We start from the raw sequence: 17,509 nt of genomic DNA, 5'->3' as shown, positions 1-17,509 counted from the left end.
TCTGACTATGGAAGAAGTGATCGTAACGCAAGAAAGAAGTTCCATTGGTATCATCCCGATGCACAAAAAAACTCTGATTGCTCTCGGCCTTAAAAAGAAAGGTCAATCCAAAAAACACAAAATGACTCCCCAATTGAAAGGGATGTTACGACAAGTAGGTTACTTGTTGAAAGTGGAAAAGGTATAATTATATGGCACAAGAAAGAATCGAACAAGGTCGTGGGTTTGGTGCAAAACGCGCTAAAAAATCCACTTCTCTCGGAAACAAAAACTTGGTTCCCGTTCCAGAAGGCGCAAAAACCTCTCCGAAACGAGTGGGCCAAGGTCCAGGATCTGGGATGGGAAAAACTTCCACTCGTGGTTCCAAAGGACAAAGAGCTCGTGCAGCATCCATGAGACGTGGATTCGAGGGTGGTCAGCTCCCTCTGCACAGACGTTTACCAAAACGTGGTTTTACGAATATCTTCTCTGAAGTATTCCAACCGGTGAATTTGATTTCTCTTTCGAAAGCTGGTCTTTCGGGAGAAGTGACTCCTGCGATTCTCAAAGCAAAGGCACTTATCAAATCCGAACTTGGACCGATTAAATTACTCGGAACTGGAGAAGTGACTGTTGCCATCACCATTACGGTTGATGCTTTTTCTGCCTCTGCAAAAGAGAAAATTGAAAAAGCAGGTGGAAAAGTCATCATCAGAGAAAAGAAAAAAGAAGAGAAAAAAACAAAATAACCCATGTTTCAAACCATCGCTAACATCTTTCGAATCCCGGAGTTAAGATCTAAAATCCTATTTACGATCGGTATGTTGTTACTTTTTAGAATGGGAACACACGTGACCATTCCTGGTATCAACAGTTTGATTGTGACGGGCATTACTGCCGATCCAAGTGAAGGTTTCCTTGGGATGGTAGATTTGTTTGCTGGTGGTGCTCTTCTCAAATTTTCTATTTTTGCACTTGGGATTATGCCTTATATTTCTTCTTCGATCATTATGCAACTTGTGATGGTTCTCATTCCAAGTTTGCAAAAAATGCAAAAAGAAGGGGAAGAGGGCAGAAAAAAGATCCAACAGTACACTAAGTACGGAACTCTCATCCTTTGTGCGATCCAGTCACTTGCTGTGATCCAACTTGCTAATTCTTGGTCTACTGGATCGGGAACGGCGCAAGCAAAATACCCAGGTTTGATTAACCCTTCTGTAGAAGGTTACTTTTTACCGATTGCGATGTTATCCATCACTACGGGAACAGTGCTTCTCATTTGGCTCGGGGAACAAATCACAGAACGTGGGATTGGTAACGGAATTTCTCTCATTATCTTTGCTGGTATCATTGGTCGTATGCCAGAAGCACTCATTGCAATGTTTACTTCTGATACTTCGGATGCTCTCAGTATCCTAATCTTAATTATCATTTTTATTGTTCTCATTTCACTTACGGTGATTTTAACCCAAGGGGTTCGCCGGGTTCCACTCAACTATGGAAAACAAATGGTGGGTAGAAAGATGGTGCAGGCTCGTAGCCAATCCATTCCTTTCAAAGTGAATAGTGCAAACGTAATGCCAATTATCTTTGCATCTTCCCTCATTCTTTTTCCGCAAACAATTGTTCAGTGGTTGTCTTCGAAAGGGGGACAGTGGGCTGGTTGGGCTGTGATTATGGATTATTTTAACCCATTCTCACAAATCTGGTACCATGCTTTATTTTATTATGTGATTTATACTTCTCTCATCATTTTCTTTGCGTATTTTTACACGGCAATTCAGTTCAATCCGCAGGAACTCGCTGATAACCTAAAAAAATACGGTGGGTTTATCCCAGGTGTTCGACCAGGAAGCCAAACAAAAGAAATGATCGAGAAAATTTTGAATCGAATCACCTTACCAGGTGCTCTTTTCCTTGCTGGTCTTGCTCTTGCTCCGTATCTCATCATTAAATTCTTAAACCTGGGATCCAATACAGGTGGAGGAACTTTAGTGTATACATTCGGGGGAACTTCTCTTCTCATTATGGTGGGTGTGGCACTCGAAACCTTAAAACAAATCGAAGCCCAACTCCTCATGAGAAATTACGAAGGTTTCATGAAAAAGACTAAAATCAAGGGAAGAGTGTAACGAATGAAGAGACTCATATTTATGGGCCCTCCAGGTGCTGGTAAGGGAACACAAGCTGACATCATCAAAGAGAAATACAAGATCCCTCAGATTTCCACAGGCGATATCCTCCGTGCCGCAGTAAAAAATGGCACTGCTATGGGGATTGAAGCTAAAAAATTTATGGACGCTGGAGACCTTGTTCCAGATGCTGTCGTTATAGGCATAATTCGCGACCGTTTGGTCGAATCCGATTGTGCAAATGGATTCATTTTGGATGGATTTCCAAGGACGGTGGAGCAAGCAAAGGCTCTCTCGGAAATCCTCAAAGAGCTCCGCATGGAGCTCGACTCCGTTGTCAACCTAGACGTTCCTGACGAAGAACTCGTCAAACGGTTGCTAGGTAGAGCGATCAAAGAAGGACGCTCGGATGACAACGAAGAGACCATCAAAAACCGTCTGCATACTTACAACACCAAGACGTTGCCCCTGATTGACTTTTATAAAGGCACAGGGATCCTTCGGCAAATCAATGGGTTGGGAAGTATGGAAGAAATCACTAACACTATTTTAAAATCAATCCAGTAGGAGATAGACCCTGGCTAAGGAAGAAGCAATCACCATTGACGGAACCGTTTTAGAACCGTTACCAAATGCAATGTTCCGTGTGGAACTAGAGAATGGTCACAAGGTTTTAGCGCACATTTCAGGAAAAATGCGTATGCACTACATTCGTATTCTACCTGGAGATAAAGTCACTGTGGAACTTTCTCCTTATGACTTAACCAAGGGCCGTATCACTTACAGAAAGAAATAGGAAACTATAATGAAAGTTAGAGCATCAGTCAAAAAAATCTGTCCAGAATGCAAAGTCATTCGCAGAAAAGGTGTAATCCGAGTGATTTGCACGAACCCAAAACACAAACAAAGGCAAAGATAGGAAGATATGGCACGTATCGCGGGTGTTGATTTACCATCAAACAAAAGAATAGTGATCGGTCTTACATACGTATTTGGTATTGGTAAGACATCCTCTCAAAATATCCTGAAAAAAGCAGGAATTGACGAATCTATCAGGGTGAAGGACCTCTCGGACGAACAAGAAGCCGCGATCCGACGAGTCATTGAAGAATCATACCAGGTAGAAGGGGATCTTCGTTCCGAAGTCAACCTCAACATCAAACGATTGATGGATGTGGGATGTTACAGAGGTTTCCGTCATAGACGCGGACTTCCAGTCAACGGACAAAGAACAAGAACCAACGCAAGAACCCGTAAGGGCGTCAAGAAGACAGTAGCCAATAAGAAAAAGGCTACTAAGTAGAGGACAGGTCCATGGCTGAAAAAGACGCAAAGAATAAAAAAGATACCAAAAAGGTTAAGAAAAAAGAAAAGAAAAACGTTCCACGGGGTAAGGTTTATATCCAAGCTTCGTTTAACAATACAATCGTATCGATTACCGATATGGCTGGAAACGTTCTTTCTTGGTCTTCTTCCGGAATGATGGGATTTCGTGGGTCCAAAAAATCCACTCCTTATGCAGCACAAGTAGCTGCTACCAATGCTGCTGAGAAAGCAATTGAAGCTGCTGGTCTTTCTGAAGTGGATGTAATGGTTTCAGGTCCTGGAATTGGACGTGAATCTGCCATTCGTTCTTTGACCACAAAAGGGATTGCAATCAAACTCATTAAAGACGTAACTCCGCTCCCGCACAATGGGTGCCGACCACGAAAAAGAAGAAGGGTGTAGGAATTAGATATGGCACGTTACCGAGGTCCAGTTGTTAAATTGATGAGAAGAGAGGGACTTAACCTCTTTCTCAAAAATAGTCATACATTACATAAAGAAAAATCTTCCCTTGAAAAGAGAAAGTACCCACCAGGTCTTCCTCCAAAGAAAAAAGGGAAGGTAACAGAATACGGTGCACAGCTACGTGAAAAACAAAAAGTAAAACGCGCTTATGGTGTGTTAGAAAAACAATTCCGTAGATACTTTGAAGAAGCTTCTCACACTCCAGGGATTCCTGGTGAGAACTTACTCCAATTCCTTGAAAGGAGATTGGATAACGTTCTTTATCGTATGGGTTTTGCTGTTACTCGAAGACAAGCTCGTAACTTTGTGGCTCACAGACACATACTTGTGAATGGCCACCGAGTTGATATTTGTTCTTATCGTGTGAATGTTGGTGATAAAATCGAAATTCGTGAGAAGTTCCAAAAATCCGCGTTTATCGAAGAAAATATCAAACTAGCCCAAGCAATCAATCGTACTGCTTCTTGGGTAAGTGTGGATTATGCCAAGTTCTCAGGAGAAGTGACTTCACTTCCAACAAGAGAGCATATTGATATCCCTGTGAAAGAACAGGTAATCGTAGAGTTGTACTCGAAGTAAGAATTTAGAGAAGAAGGATACGACATTGTCTCCAAAGAATTTATTAAAAGGTTTTAAAAGACCCAAAAAAATCGAATTCACTACCGATGTGAATACACCAAACTATGGTAAGTTTGTTGCAGAACCTTTCGAAAGAGGAATTGGTACAACGATCGGAAACTCCCTTCGTCGTACACTTATGTCTTCGATCGAGGGAGCCGCAATTTCTGCGATTCGAATCGAGGGAGTTTCTCACGAATTTTCTTACATCGAAGGTGTTGCAGAAGACGTCACTCGTATCATTCTTAACTTAAAACAAGTTCGAATCAAATACGAGCCAGAAGACAAAGAAGCAAGTAAAGTGATCCACCTTGAGTTAAAAGGGGCGGGATATTTTAGAGCTGCTGACCTAGCTGTAGATTCTTCTATCGAAATCATGAATCCTGACCTTCATATTGCTACTCTCAACGAGGATGCAAATTTGATTATGGATTTGGAAATCCAAAGAGGACGTGGTTACGTTCCAGCAGAAGACAAAAAGAAAGACATTGAAGTTTTGGGAACGATCCCAATCGATTCCATCTTTTCACCTATCCAAAAAGTTTTGTTTGAAGTATCAGAAACTCGTGTAGCACAAAGATCTGATTACGAAAAACTAACGATGGAAGTTTGGACTGACGGTTCTGTTTCTCCAGAAGATGCAGTGGCTCAAGCAGCAAAAATCCTAAAAGACCACCTCACTGTATTCATCAATTTTGAAGAAGAAATTGAAGAGGAAGAAGAAGAATTAGATGAAGCTGATGAAAAACTCAAAGCAGCTTTATCGAAACATGTAGAAGAATTAGAACTTTCTGTTCGTTCTACTAACGTTCTTCGCAGTTTGGAAATTGACTTCATTGGTGAACTCGTAAAGAGATCAGAAGACGAAATGACGAAATCAAAACATTTCAGCGAACAAAGTTTACAAGAGTTGAAGGCAAAACTTTCCTCTATGGGACTTTCTTTCGGTATGAGAGATTTTTAAGATGAACAAACGTAATAAAGTTAAACAACTCAATAGATCAGCTGATCATAGAAAAGCTATGATCCAAAACATGGTAATCTCTCTTCTTCGCCACGAAAGAATTGAATCTTCAGTAGCGAAGTTAAAGGTGGCTCGTTCTTACGCAGAACGAATCATCACTAGAGCGAAAAAAAATCTAGATGCAAATTTGGCAAACCTAGACGAACAAAAGAAAAATGCTGCGATTTTGCACAATACAAGGTATCTTTATAGCCACCTTGGTGACCAAGAAATCGTAAACAAACTTTTAAAAGATTTAGCAAATCGTTATGCTGAAAGAGTAGGTGGGTATACTAGAATCATTCGATTGGTAAACCGTCCTTCTGACAACACTGCGATGGGAATTTTAGAGCTTGTTGATAGAAAAACACAAGACGAACTCAAAGCAGAAGCGAAAGCAAAACGCGAAGAGAAAAAACCTGCCAAAAAAGAAGAAAAACCAAAAAAGGCAAAGAAAGAAAAAGTAGCCGCTTCTAAGTAACTTCTTATCCGCTAACACGGATTCCTTGGTGAAAAACCTACTTGAGTTCATTCTTAAGTAGGTTTTTTTATTGCCAGACTCGTAGATTCCGATAACCTTTAACCTCCGAAAACAATGGACTCATCTTTACCCATCACTGATCGAATTTGGCACACAAGTTTTGCCGAAAGCCCCATTGGTATGGCAATTACAGATTTACAAACAGGTCTGTATGTGGAAGCAAATGAAGTGTATTGCAATTGGCTTGGTCGTAAGAGAGAGGAAGTGGTAGGGAAAACCACAATTGATCTAGGAATTTATACGAATTTAACGGACCGTGAACTCATATTATCCAAATTAAAGACAGATGGGTATGTAATTAACTTTGAAGTTCCGCTTTTGACCAAAACAGGTGATACAGTAACCATTCTTTTTAGTGGGAAAATTGTAGAGAACGGTCGGTACTTACTCAGTGCAGGTCAAAATATTACAGCCTTAAAAGAAAAAGAGAAACTCGCAAACGCACTTCAAAAGGAATTAAAATTAAGTAAGGAATTATTTGAAAGTGTTTTTAGATTAAATCCTGCGGCTGTTAGTTTATCAAATGCAGATACCGGTCGATATGACGATGTGAATGAGGCATATTGTCGACTCATTGGCTTTGATCGAGATGAAATCATCGGTAAGACATCACATGATTTAAATATTTGGATTACAAAGGTAGACCGAGCACGGTTAATCGCAGAGGTCCAAAAAAAAGGTTGGAGCACTGGTATGGAAGCAAGTGTACGAACCAAATCTGGTGAAATTCGACACGTAGTTTCGGGTAATACAATTCTCAATCATGATGGTCGTTCCACTTTACTTGCGATACTCATTGATATCACTGAATCCAAACAAAACAAAGAAGCTCTTGAATTTGCTGTCAAAGAAAGGACAAAAGAACTCAATCGTATCTTAGAAGATTTGCAGAAAACCCAAGACCAATTGATTTTATCCGAAAAAATGGCCACTCTTGGCCAACTTGTAGCAAGTGTGGCACATGAAATTAACAACCCTTTGGCGGCTATTTCCGCTTTCAGTGAGCAGTTACAAAACCGCTTGGGTGATTTTGGATCTAGGATACTTGAGATTCGAAATTGTATGGGTAAATATTCAGATAAAGATGCTCTGGAAATCATCCTTTGGATCACGGAACTATTCCAAGTAAAACCGAAAACTTATAGTTTTTCTGAGACAAGGAAAATTAAAAAGAATTTAGAATCACTTTTTGTTTCCGCCAGTATAGAATCACCTTATGATTTAGCAGATCGCATCGTAGATTTGGGTGTATCTGATTATATCTTAGAAAATACAGGTTTTGTCGAAAAACTGAAAAACACTCCCATACTTAGTATCATCTTAAATGAATTAAATGCCTTACGTAGTATTGAATCGATTCGTTTAGCAGTGGAACGCACATCGAAAATCGTTTATAGTTTAAAAAATTATGGAAGGATGGACAGAGGTTCTGCTAAAATCCAAACCAATATCATCGATACAATTGAAACGGTCTTAACATTGTATCAAAACAAAATGAAATCAGGAATTGAATGCATTCGATTGTACAACGCAAATCCTGTGATCATGGGATACCCAGACGAACTCATCCAAATATGGACCAATTTGATTTATAATTCCTTACAGGCAATGCACTTCAAAGGGAAGTTGACGGTGCAAGTGGAAGAAACAAATACCGATGTGGAAGTGTCGATCAAAGACAATGGCCCAGGAATCCCACAGAATATGCAAAAACGAATTTTTGAACCTTTTTATACGACAAAGGAAAAAGGAGAGGGAACTGGGCTTGGTCTTGGCATCGTCAAACAATCCGTAGAAGAAAGGCACAATGGCCAGATCCGGTTGTTTTCCGAACCAGGCCAAACGGTTTTTATCGTTTCAATCCCTAAAATCTAGCTAATTGCTTTTGCAATTCTTCCGCAACAATATCAAAATCTTCATTTTGGATCACGGTTTTATATGCGTAGGCAACAATCGGATGCCTTTTTTCATCCAGTTGGATGAGGTTTGGTAAAACTTTTAGACCATAAAATCCGTTGGTGATTTTTTCTGGTCTTGTTCCGTTAGCTAGATCATACCCATATTTACGATCTCTGGTATCAGAACCAAAACAAGCCAACATAAAATCAGTCATACCAGATAAACCATTAAACGTAGTTGGATCTCCTCCGAGTAAAACTCCGATAGAAACCATCTCATTAAAAAATCGGTTGCTCAAATGGAATAGAGTATTGTCGACATTTCCACCTAATTCGCGTTTAAAGTATCCTTCTACTAGTCCCATAGCAAGTGCATAAATTGTTTTTAGTGCACCACCAAGTTGAACCCCTTTTGTATCTCGGGAATTGATTGCTGTTCTTGTGAATACGTAATTATTGGTGAGAAGTTCTTTGAGTTTTGGAATCAGAGAATCTTCAAATGCAGAGATTTCAAAACCAGAAATTTTTCGTTCCATGATTTGATCAGGGTAACAAGCACCCGATACAACAGCTAATCGATCCCTTTCAATGAGAAGGAGTTCATGTAAGTCTTCTAGAATGAGCCCTTTTTTGGATCCAGTAAAACCTTTGATTACATTCACCATCGGTGATTTATTCTTTTGTAAATAGGTTCTGATTTTGGAGTAAACAGCATCAAATTCCCAAGGATTTGTTCCTTGGACAAATAAAGTAGCTGATTCTAAAACTTCTGGTTTATCCGAAAAATCAATGTTTGGTGGTAGTTTGTAAATTGGGTAATGGATAATGTCACGTTTTTCTTCATTACTTCTAGCCACCATTTCTGAATCGGGATGGTAAATCGTCACTTTGACATTTTTATTTGCAAGAATACAGGCAAACGCGACTGACATATTGGACGAACCAATGATCACTATGTGTTCTTCTGGTTTTTTTGGAAGCGAAATGAGTTGGTTTGTTTCCCTTACATCACCTCGGTAGAGGTTTCGATATGTGCCATGTTTGTGTTTGTTGAGATTACTTCCCACAAGAAGAGCAAGGTTATCAATGATGAATTGTTTTTTGTCACCAGTTCCTGGAAAAGAGATTTGTTCGATATGTGATGGAAAGGTTTCCATTTCCCGTTTAGTCAGTTCTCCAACAAGTACAGGTTTACCGATCACAAGTTTTCCTACGGCTTGGTTGAAAAGTAAACCTTCGATCGGTAGAATTTTTTCCGTTCCTTCAAGTGAGATAGGCAAAATGACTTTGTTTGCAACATAATGGTACACAGTGTCCACAAATGGCATGAGCCTTCCATCCCGAGAACGAGTTCCCTCAGGGAAAATGGAAATTACCTTTCCGTCAGATTGTAATTTCTGTGAATTACGAAAAGCACGCATATTGATTTTCGTCATGACATCAGAAAGAGAAGGGTTATCAGCCATATCTTTTTTGGAACAAACAAGGAGAGTTCCAAACATATAAAGGCCTAGGCGAGTAAAATCAGGTTCAAAGGCAAGTCTACCCGCAATGAATACAAGAGACTCAGCAATCTTTCTACCCTCTGGTCCCGAATTGTAAAGTAGAGTAAAAATGGCAGGTGCATCTAAATGGCTTAAGTGGTTAGAGATAAGAGTGACTGGGTATTTGCCAATAATGCCATCGAGGAGTTTTAAATTTTCTATTCCTTCCACCTTAAACTTCTTCATGATGGGATCCAGAAATTTGAGCATAAAATCACGAGGTTCTGATTTGATGTCTGTGTAGACACCTATCTCCTCTAATCGCTCTGGCTCTTGGAAAATTTCCATAACCTTGGGTTTAGGAGTCGCTTGTGATAAAACTAAAAATTCTTCTAAAATGGACTTTGCATCTTGTTCCGAAAGACCGGATTTTACAAATAAGTGAATGTTCTCAAAAAATTCTTTGTGCCAACGTCCCAAAGTGGCTTCTTTTTCTGTCATGTATGCCTCTAAACCGACATCAGCGTACTGAAAAGTTTCGATTTGTCTATTCGATTTTTACAATTGATTGCGTAAATCCAGGATTTCTCTAACCTGACTTCTTGGGTGATCGAGATCCCGGTATGAATCAAAAAAACAAATCAATTTCCTCGGAACAGAAATGGATACCCGATGGATTTCATTTTTTAGGACCGGAAGAAAGCAGAAACCGGCGAAATTTACTACAATCGTTTTCAGAGCTCTTCGAAAGAGAAGGGTATTCTGAAATCACTCTCCCCAGTTTTGATTATTCAAATTCCTTTCGTTCCCAATTACATGAAGGTGTTGAGAGTTTACTCGTCACAAAAGATTGGGACGGAAACGAACTCTCTCCTGGTGTGGACCTAACATTACAGGTAGTGAAAGGGATGGCAGCGAGATCCCATTGGGAAGAAAATCAAAACATCTATTATTTTGCCAAAAAGATTAGAGATCATAAAAAACGAAACGCTTCTAGGCGCGAGATCTTACAGATCGGTGTCGAGAGTTTAGGAAAAAGTGATACAAACCATTTGATATCCCAAATCCAAATTTTGAATAAACTATGGGATCATACAATTCCTAACAAAACATTTACGATTGTGTTTGGTCATTCTTCTTTTTTTCGCAATTTGTTAGAAATCCTTGGATGGAATGAGGAAGAAACAAAGGTTTTACGACAATTTTTATATACGAAAAATATCCCAGAATTAGTCGCTCTTGCTGCGAGGACAAATACGAGTGATTCTCATATGAAAATCATTCAGCTATTGCTCAAACCAATTCCTGCAAATGAAATGGCTGGTTTTAAGAAAGATTTGGAATCGAATTTATCGAAAGAAGAATTAAATCGAGTAAAAAATGATCTGGATTCGATCACATCTTTTTTTGAAGTTTGGAACAAACAAATGCAAAATGTATCCTGTATTTGGGATCCATCTCTTGTTCGCGATTTATCGTATTACACGGGTTTTATGTTCCAAGGATATGTAGAACATGACCCTGAACCAGTTTTTGCTGGTGGTGTGTATAATGATTTATATGCAAGTTTTACAGGGATACAAAAGGATGCATGTGGCTTTGCACTGCATTTGGATTCAATTGAAGTTTTGATAAATAAGGAAAAATGAGGGATTTATGCCTGCAAATTTAGTCGTTGGAGCCCAATGGGGTGATGAAGGAAAAGCAAAAGTTATTGATTACCTTTCAAAAGATACAGATATCATCGTACGTTACCAAGGTGGCGCGAATGCGGGCCATACTGTCGTTGTTGGTGGTAAAAAATATATTTTCCATTTAGTACCTTCAGGGATTATTTATGACAATACTACGTGTGTGATTGGCAATGGGGTAGTTCTTGATCCTGAATACTTTCTAAAAGAATGTGCTGATTTAGAAGCACATGGATTTCGCGTCAAAGATAAAGTCCTTATCAGTGATTCTTGTCATATCCTCCTACCGTATCATCGTTTGATTGATGAGGCAAGAGAAGCTGGTTCTTCCCCAGAACGAAAAATCGGAACCACAAAAAAAGGGATTGGTATGTGTTATGCGGACAAAATGTTACGTAATGGTGTCCGTGCAGGAGACTTACTCGACAAAGACCTTTTAAAATCAAAACTCAATCATATTCTGGAAGTAAAAAACCAAGAACTTGTAAAATATTATGATTTAGAACCAGTGAATCCAACAGAGATGTATGATTTCCTTTTAGATTTTGCTGATAAAATGGGAAAAAACATTGTGAATACAGTGTATTATCTCAATAGCGAATTGGAAAAAGGCAAACGTGTTCTTCTGGAAGGTGCACAAGGGACAGGACTTGATATCGATTTTGGAACCTATCCTTACGTTACAAGTTCCAATCCAACGACTGGTGGAGCCCTTGCTGGTTCTGGTGTAAGTTTCCGTTATTTAAAGGATGTGATTGGGATCACAAAAGCTTATGCAACTAGAGTTGGTGAGGGACCTTTTCCATCCGAAATTTTAGGTGAAGCTGGAGACGTACTTCGTAAGTTAGGTGGAGAATACGGATCCACTACAGGCAGACCAAGACGTTGTGGATGGTTTGATGTACAGATGATCAAACATGCAGTCACAGTGAATGGGATTAACTCACTTGTTCTAACTAAAATTGATGTTCTTAGCCATTATGATTCAATACCTGTAGTAGTAGGATATGAATACAAAGGAAAAAAATTAGATTTTTTCCCATCACAAGGACTTGAGAGCGTAAAACCGTTGTTTGCTGAGTTTAAGGGTTGGAAAGATGATATCTCCGGTATCAATTCGTTTTCGAAATTACCACCTTTATGCCAGTCTTATATTAAATCGTTACAAGACTTAGTGAATACAAAAATTGGGATTGTATCGACTGGACCTGATCGTGATCACACGATCATTATGGATTAAAAAAACAGATAGTTCTGTATCTTTTTTTTAAGTAGTTGTTGACCGAGAAAGGTGGTTCGATATTCTTGGCTACAGAACGAGTCGTTAGCTCAGCTGGTAGAGCAATTCCCTTTTAAGGAATGGGTCCGGGGTTCGAATCCCCGACGACTCAAAGACAAGAGTTTAAAACTCTTAGAAAACGTTCTCAATCGGTGCCATCGTCTAATGGTTAGGACACAAGGTTTTCATCCTTGCAATCGGGGTTCAATTCCCCGTGGCACTACCAAACAAACCTCCTGCAACTCACATAACTTACAAATTTCCTCTACATAACTTCCTTTGCATTTTTCGATGATTCCCACTCTTGTTAGATAGAAATCGTATAACAATGGATCGGTGGGATTGAGTAAACAGAAATACTCAGTAAGAAGGAATGCGTCATCTAACTTAACTTGTTTTTTGTCACGAATGCCTAATACTTTACTTAATTTTTGAATGTGAACATCCATCGGATAGGGTATTTCACTGGGAAGGATTTGTTTATAGATTCCAAAATCAGGATACTGGTTTCGAACCATCCATCGTAAAAAAAGAGAAATCCTTTTTTTAGGAGATTTAGAATTCCATTTACCAATTAAAAACTGTAAACCATACGTAAGTGGTTTGTTGCCCAGGGTAATTTTGAATTCTTCTTCCATGAATGCTTGAAAATTCTGTATGGACCTTTCTCTTTGGAATTTGATTTCTTCACCTAAAAAAGTAGATTCAAAAATTGGTTTTGTTCCTTTGTGAACTTGTATCATCCTCTGTAAGGTTACAAAGAAAACAATTAGATCCTCTTTTGTTTGGAAACGGTAACCTTTTACTGTTTTAAGAAACGGTTCCATTGCACTTTGTTTTTGTTTTAAAAATAAATAGGGAGAAGGTCCCATTGCTGAAATGATAGGATTTAAAAAATTCTGAATGTTTTTGACTGATCCATAGGCAAACAAACAAGCAATCAAGGATATAATTTCGATATCCAGTGGATCTTTGAATTGTTTTGGGAAACAAATGGGATCTGTATCCAAATAAGATACACTTTGGTATTTGTTTTTTAGATTCTCTAATTTTTTCTTTAATAAGAATACATCAGCTGGCATTTTTTTTGGCAATGTAGGTTCTGGAACTAAACTGACGGTCTAGTTTTGTTTCCATAAATTGACTCACTTTTACTAGTGAATCCAATTGTATCCCTGTATCATATCCTTCTCTCGTTAAAAAATATACCAAATCTTCTGTTGCCACATTCCCTGCGGCTCCTTTTGCATAGGGACAACCACCTAACCCTCCAGCGGAACTATCAAAACTTCGGATCCCCATGGAGAGAGCTTGTTTAGTATTCGCAATTGCCATTCCATAGGTATCATGGAAATGACAATTGAGATAAGAAATCGGAATTTTTTTAAGTAAGACATCAAATAATTTTTCAACCTCATCCGGAACAGCAACACCTATCGTTTCCCCTAAGGAAATTTCATAGGCACCAGCATCTAATAGTCGCAATGCGACATCTAATGTTTTATCAGGTGTTATTTTTCCTTCATAGGGACAGGCAATCACTGTTGAAATATAACCTCTGACTTTGATTCCATCTTGTTTGGCTTGTTCAAAAATAGGTTGGAAGGAAGTAAAACTTTCCAAAACTGTCATGTTGATGTTTTTTTTCGTAAAAGATTCAGAAGTCGCAGTAAACACTGCCACTTCTTTGAAACCCGCTTGTTTTGCTGCTTCATATCCTTTAGTGTTGGGAGTTAGACATGAAAACTCTACATCGTTTGCAAATTTTGGTAACACGAGTGCAGATAGTTCAATCGCATCACCCATTTGGGGTATTCTATCTTTTCTGACAAATGAAGTGAGCTCGATGTGTTTTGTCCCAGATTCTACTAGACGTTTTACGAATTCAAATTTATCCTGAGTTGAGAGAATGGTTTTTTCGTTTTGTAATCCGTCTCTTGGTCCTACTTCTGTGATTTTTACTTTCTCCAAAACGATTCACTCCTATTTATCCTCTTTAGATTGTTTATTGAGAGAGAGAATGCAATGATTTTATCTGCAAGGTATTATGTTTAAAATCAAAAATCTTTCAGTTCATATAGGGAAACGAACCATCTTAAATGACGTATCCTTAGAAGCAAAACCCAAAGAAATCACTGGCCTCATTGGAAAATCGGGATCTGGTAAATCCACTTTATTTCGTTTGGCACTTGGTTTACTTCCAAAGTCTGATGGATATGAGTGGAATGGGGAAATAGAATGGAAGGGCGAAATGTTGGGAAATCAACATTGTCCCAAAATCCAACCTGTTTTCCAAGATCCCTTTGGTAGTTTTTCACCGTACAATATAATTGGCGAATTATTATTAGAACCACTTAAGGTTCAGAAACAATTAGTCTTAAATCAAGAAATGATCGATAAGGAAAACACAAGAATTGGAAATTTATGTCATCGATTTGAATTACCAGTGTCTTTATTAAAAAATACAAAACAAGAGTTAAGTGGTGGTCAATTACAAAGATTTGCTATACTAAGGGCATTGCTAATGAATCCAGAATACCTATTATTGGATGAACCAGTAACAGCCCTTGATGTTCTTGTGCAAAAGAAAATTGCTGAAGAATTAAAGGAAATCAACCAAAAGGATTCATTAGGAATGTTGATTGTTTCACACGACCTTGGATTTTTATCTTATATGTGTGATCAAATATTTGTATTGGAAGAGGGAAGTATCACTGAATTTGGAAATCCAAAACAACTTCTAAAGCATCCACAATCGAAACTATTACAAGAATTGGTTTTTGCCAGAAATCATTCGTTTGGTGGTGTAACTTCTTCTTCGGAATCATCCAACTGAGTTCGTTTTGCTTCCGCAAATTTTTTCGCGATATCCCTTCTACGTGCGATCACTTTTGAGGAAACGGTCGCAAAAAACGGATCATTGGTGAAACTGAGCATTTTTGTATATTGTTCTTCTGCTGTTTCATAATCTGTGACTTTTGAAGCTGTCTCAGCAAAATAATAATGAAACTTTTTATCATATGACTTTTGTTTTCCCTCACCAGTGGTTAAACTCGTTCGATTGAAAATCTTATAAGCAATATGATAATTCCCTTTTTCCATTTCAAGCCTTGCAAATCCAAGTTTTACATTCGGACTTTCCTCTTCGATTTTCAGAGCCTTGTTAAGATACAATAGTGCTCTGTTCTTAAGTCCAGTTTCCAAATAATGATCAGCAAGTCGAATGAGTGCTTCTGTATCGTATGGATTTTTTTCAACTGCCAATTTATAATTCATAATGGCATAATAAGTTTGTCTTGTGATTTCAGAAAGGATTGCGATATGCAAATATGTTTTGTAATACTCTGGCATTTCTGCTTTTGCATATTCAAATTCAACAAGTGCTTTTTCGTATTTCATTTCCAGTGAATACAGTCTGCCCAAATTGTAACGGAAGGGAAAAAATTGAGGGTCAAATCGAACTCCAGCTTCCAAACGTTTGATGACTTCACCTCTTTGGTTTGCCTTTCCATTTAAGAGAAGTTCAATGGTATCGTTGTTCCATTTTCCTGAATTTGTGATGGTTTCTGTTCCGTAGACAAAACTTCCATTCGATTTAGGGGGTTCTCCGGTATAAAGTTTTCCACGAGTTAGGATAAAATCATCTTTGTGGTAAATAAAAGATCCATTCGGAAAGTCACGGGTATCAAACTCTTCGTCTTTCCCCCATAAAAGTTCTGGGTATTCTTTGTTCCCGATGAGTTTTTGTGCAAAGACTAGGTTTGGAAACAAAAACAGAAGTGCGAATGTAAACAGTCGATGGAACATGGTGTTAGAATGAACCGTATGCTTTTGGAGACAAAAGGGCTCACTATTACTGTCGGCGAAAAAACCGTATTGAAAGAGGTGAATCTCAGTTTTTTTGAAAAAGGATTACTCGCAGTCCTTGGAGAAAATGGAGCTGGTAAATCGACATTACTTAAAAAAATCTTTCATGATTCCTTAACCTCTCCTGCCTGGACTTGGCCTAGTGGAAAACGCAAAATTGCTTATTTGGGCCATGAACTTGGTTTTTATTCCTCTCTAAGTTTAGAAGAAAACCTAGACTACTTTGCCTCTTTGGATGGATTCCATTCCATGGAGAAAAGGATGGAGTTATTAAAACTCTTTCGTTTGGAAAAAAGGATATGGGATCCCATCCATTTTTTTTCCAGAGGGATGAAACAGAAAGTTGCCATCATGAGGGTTTTACTTTCATCAGCAGAAATCATTTTATTTGATGAACCATTTACAGGACTTGATTTTGAATCTTCTTTGGTCTTAAGTTCGATTTTAAATGAAGAAAAAAAATCGAAACTCATTCTGACTGTGCTCCATTCGATTCCAAGTGAACTTGAGTGTACAGGTCAAATTTTAATTCGCCAGGGGAATGTCTTTGTTTCTTAATCTATTAAAAAAAGATTTTTATTTGATTGGGCGTTCACTAGGTGGAGTCGTTTCTCTTTTTACATTGAGTGTTTCTGTCGTTTTCATTTTTTATACATCCATTGAAGTGAACGAAATGTTATCGGCAAGGAGTATCCGTGGTCTGAAATGGGCAATCATCTTCATTCTCAACTTTGTCATTGTAAGCCAAAGTTTATGGGAAGAAAGAGAATCTATGGGATGGGAAGCAAGTTCCAGTTATGTCAGTCCTACTTATCTATACATTAGCAAATCGATTACAATTTGGTTTTGTACCATCCTTGTAAATGCACTCCTTATCCTCGTATTATCGATCTTTTTCCAAAATATGGTTTTGGAACGTTATTTAGGAGAGTGGTTATTTGCAAACTTAGGAAGTGGGTGTTTGGTGTTTTTGGGTGTATCCCTTGGAGTGGTTGCATTTGAAAGCCGACTGAAAGAGATCATCATTCCCCTCTTACAACTTCCGTTTTCGATTCCATTGTTTTTGTTTGGACTAGAAGCTGAAAATCGATACTGGATGGAGCCTGGATTGTATTTACCTTCGATTGGATTACTTTTGTTTTTCCTTCTATTTTACGGAACCCTTGGTTCCATTATGGTAGAAACCTTACAGAATGAGTAGGGGATTTGTATTTTCTCCTAGAATT

Annotated in this window: 21 protein-coding genes and 2 tRNA genes; 19 read left to right on the top strand and 4 right to left on the bottom strand. The window is 38.4% G+C overall.

Translation table 11 applies throughout. The annotated features are described in order from the left end of the window. The first annotated feature begins 7 nt into the window (after positions 1 to 7). The 12 genes from rpmD (at position 8) to ND812_RS12290 (ending at position 7,939) form a co-directional block, all read left to right on the top strand. Positions 8 to 187, top strand: a complete 180-nt coding sequence (rpmD, locus tag ND812_RS12345; RefSeq protein WP_002974048.1) for a 50S ribosomal protein L30 — start codon at positions 8 to 10, stop codon at positions 185 to 187. A 4-nt stretch (positions 188 to 191) separates the two neighbouring features. After that, positions 192 to 728, top strand: a complete 537-nt coding sequence (gene rplO / locus ND812_RS12340) for a 50S ribosomal protein L15 (RefSeq protein WP_265375689.1) — start codon at positions 192 to 194, stop codon at positions 726 to 728. A 3-nt stretch (positions 729 to 731) separates the two neighbouring features. Continuing rightward, the gene (secY, locus tag ND812_RS12335; protein ID WP_015678147.1) at positions 732 to 2,111 is read left to right on the top strand and encodes a preprotein translocase subunit SecY; all 1,380 of its coding nucleotides are present in this window, start codon (positions 732 to 734) and stop codon (positions 2,109 to 2,111) included. 3 nt (positions 2,112 to 2,114) lie between these two features. Further along, a complete protein-coding gene (locus ND812_RS12330) occupies positions 2,115 to 2,678 on the top strand; it encodes an adenylate kinase (protein WP_135742205.1) in 564 nt (187 codons plus the stop codon). A gap of 10 nt (positions 2,679 to 2,688) precedes the next feature. After that, positions 2,689 to 2,907: a translation initiation factor IF-1 gene (infA, locus tag ND812_RS12325; protein WP_012476295.1), complete on the top strand. Its 219-nt coding sequence runs from the start codon at positions 2,689 to 2,691 to the stop codon at positions 2,905 to 2,907. Between the two features lie 9 nt (positions 2,908 to 2,916). After that, positions 2,917 to 3,030, top strand: coding sequence for a 50S ribosomal protein L36 (gene rpmJ, locus ND812_RS12320; protein WP_002974084.1), 114 nt, complete (start codon positions 2,917 to 2,919; stop codon positions 3,028 to 3,030). A gap of 6 nt (positions 3,031 to 3,036) precedes the next feature. Further along, complete coding sequence (rpsM, locus tag ND812_RS12315; RefSeq protein ID WP_035983662.1) at positions 3,037 to 3,414, top strand: 30S ribosomal protein S13; 378 nt, start codon at positions 3,037 to 3,039, stop codon at positions 3,412 to 3,414. 11 nt (positions 3,415 to 3,425) lie between these two features. Further along, positions 3,426 to 3,839, top strand: coding sequence for a 30S ribosomal protein S11 (gene rpsK, locus ND812_RS12310; protein WP_004783964.1), 414 nt, complete (start codon positions 3,426 to 3,428; stop codon positions 3,837 to 3,839). Between the two features lie 9 nt (positions 3,840 to 3,848). After that, positions 3,849 to 4,481, top strand: a complete 633-nt coding sequence (gene rpsD, locus ND812_RS12305; protein ID WP_100727886.1) for a 30S ribosomal protein S4 — start codon at positions 3,849 to 3,851, stop codon at positions 4,479 to 4,481. Positions 4,482 to 4,506: 25 nt separating this feature from the next. Next, positions 4,507 to 5,484 carry a DNA-directed RNA polymerase subunit alpha gene (locus ND812_RS12300; RefSeq protein WP_002974165.1) on the top strand — a complete coding sequence of 326 codons (978 nt, stop codon included), beginning with the start codon at positions 4,507 to 4,509 and terminating at the stop codon, positions 5,482 to 5,484. 1 nt (position 5,485) lies between these two features. Then, positions 5,486 to 6,004: a 50S ribosomal protein L17 gene (gene rplQ, locus ND812_RS12295; RefSeq protein ID WP_100727885.1), complete on the top strand. Its 519-nt coding sequence runs from the start codon at positions 5,486 to 5,488 to the stop codon at positions 6,002 to 6,004. Between the two features lie 114 nt (positions 6,005 to 6,118). Continuing rightward, positions 6,119 to 7,939 carry a PAS domain-containing sensor histidine kinase gene (locus ND812_RS12290; RefSeq protein ID WP_265375688.1) on the top strand — a complete coding sequence of 607 codons (1,821 nt, stop codon included), beginning with the start codon at positions 6,119 to 6,121 and terminating at the stop codon, positions 7,937 to 7,939. Here the strand turns inward: ND812_RS12290 and ND812_RS12285 are convergent. Then, complete coding sequence (locus tag ND812_RS12285) at positions 7,929 to 9,947, bottom strand: 1-acyl-sn-glycerol-3-phosphate acyltransferase (RefSeq protein WP_265375687.1); 2,019 nt, start codon at positions 9,945 to 9,947, stop codon at positions 7,929 to 7,931. The two genes, ND812_RS12290 and ND812_RS12285, sit on opposite strands and share 11 nt — an antisense overlap. A gap of 122 nt (positions 9,948 to 10,069) precedes the next feature. On the opposite strand from ND812_RS12285, the gene ND812_RS12280 reads away from it, so the two are divergent. From ND812_RS12280 to ND812_RS12265, 4 genes are all read left to right on the top strand, one after another. After that, complete coding sequence (locus tag ND812_RS12280) at positions 10,070 to 11,095, top strand: ATP phosphoribosyltransferase regulatory subunit (RefSeq protein ID WP_265375686.1); 1,026 nt, start codon at positions 10,070 to 10,072, stop codon at positions 11,093 to 11,095. A 7-nt stretch (positions 11,096 to 11,102) separates the two neighbouring features. Continuing rightward, positions 11,103 to 12,377: an adenylosuccinate synthase gene (locus tag ND812_RS12275; protein ID WP_265375685.1), complete on the top strand. Its 1,275-nt coding sequence runs from the start codon at positions 11,103 to 11,105 to the stop codon at positions 12,375 to 12,377. Positions 12,378 to 12,455: 78 nt separating this feature from the next. Continuing rightward, positions 12,456 to 12,528, top strand: a tRNA-Lys gene (locus ND812_RS12270). Positions 12,529 to 12,567: 39 nt separating this feature from the next. Continuing rightward, positions 12,568 to 12,642: transfer RNA gene (locus ND812_RS12265), tRNA-Glu, on the top strand. On the opposite strand, the gene ND812_RS12260 is transcribed toward ND812_RS12265, so the two are convergent. Together ND812_RS12260 and ND812_RS12255 are read right to left on the bottom strand one after the other, a co-directional pair. After that, on the bottom strand, positions 12,602 to 13,498 hold the full coding sequence (locus ND812_RS12260; protein ID WP_265375956.1) for a TIGR02757 family protein: 897 nt from the start codon (positions 13,496 to 13,498) through the stop codon (positions 12,602 to 12,604). The two genes, ND812_RS12265 and ND812_RS12260, sit on opposite strands and share 41 nt — an antisense overlap. Beyond that, positions 13,488 to 14,387 carry a hydroxymethylglutaryl-CoA lyase gene (locus tag ND812_RS12255; protein WP_265375684.1) on the bottom strand — a complete coding sequence of 300 codons (900 nt, stop codon included), beginning with the start codon at positions 14,385 to 14,387 and terminating at the stop codon, positions 13,488 to 13,490. Before ND812_RS12255 ends, ND812_RS12260 begins: the two co-directional genes overlap by 11 nt. A 76-nt stretch (positions 14,388 to 14,463) precedes the next feature. Between ND812_RS12255 and ND812_RS12250 the strand changes: the two genes are divergently transcribed. After that, on the top strand, positions 14,464 to 15,252 hold the full coding sequence (locus tag ND812_RS12250) for an ABC transporter ATP-binding protein (protein WP_265375683.1): 789 nt from the start codon (positions 14,464 to 14,466) through the stop codon (positions 15,250 to 15,252). Here ND812_RS12250 and ND812_RS12245 read toward each other — a convergent pair. Next, a complete protein-coding gene (locus tag ND812_RS12245) occupies positions 15,207 to 16,223 on the bottom strand; it encodes a tetratricopeptide repeat protein (protein WP_265375682.1) in 1,017 nt (338 codons plus the stop codon). The two genes, ND812_RS12250 and ND812_RS12245, sit on opposite strands and share 46 nt — an antisense overlap. Positions 16,224 to 16,232: 9 nt before the next feature. Between ND812_RS12245 and ND812_RS12240 the strand changes: the two genes are divergently transcribed. Both ND812_RS12240 and ND812_RS12235 read left to right on the top strand, forming a co-directional pair. Next, complete coding sequence (locus ND812_RS12240; protein WP_322113694.1) at positions 16,233 to 16,841, top strand: ABC transporter ATP-binding protein; 609 nt, start codon at positions 16,233 to 16,235, stop codon at positions 16,839 to 16,841. Continuing rightward, positions 16,825 to 17,484 carry a heme exporter protein CcmB gene (locus ND812_RS12235; RefSeq protein WP_265375680.1) on the top strand — a complete coding sequence of 220 codons (660 nt, stop codon included), beginning with the start codon at positions 16,825 to 16,827 and terminating at the stop codon, positions 17,482 to 17,484. Before ND812_RS12240 ends, ND812_RS12235 begins: the two co-directional genes overlap by 17 nt. The last annotated feature ends 25 nt before the right edge of the window (positions 17,485 to 17,509 follow it).

Source organism: Leptospira limi (genome assembly GCF_026151395.1).
GTDB lineage: Bacteria > Spirochaetota > Leptospiria > Leptospirales > Leptospiraceae > Leptospira_A > Leptospira_A limi.
The sequence above is the reverse complement of the archived record's forward strand: the minus strand, read 5'-3'. Positions and strand labels throughout refer to the sequence as shown.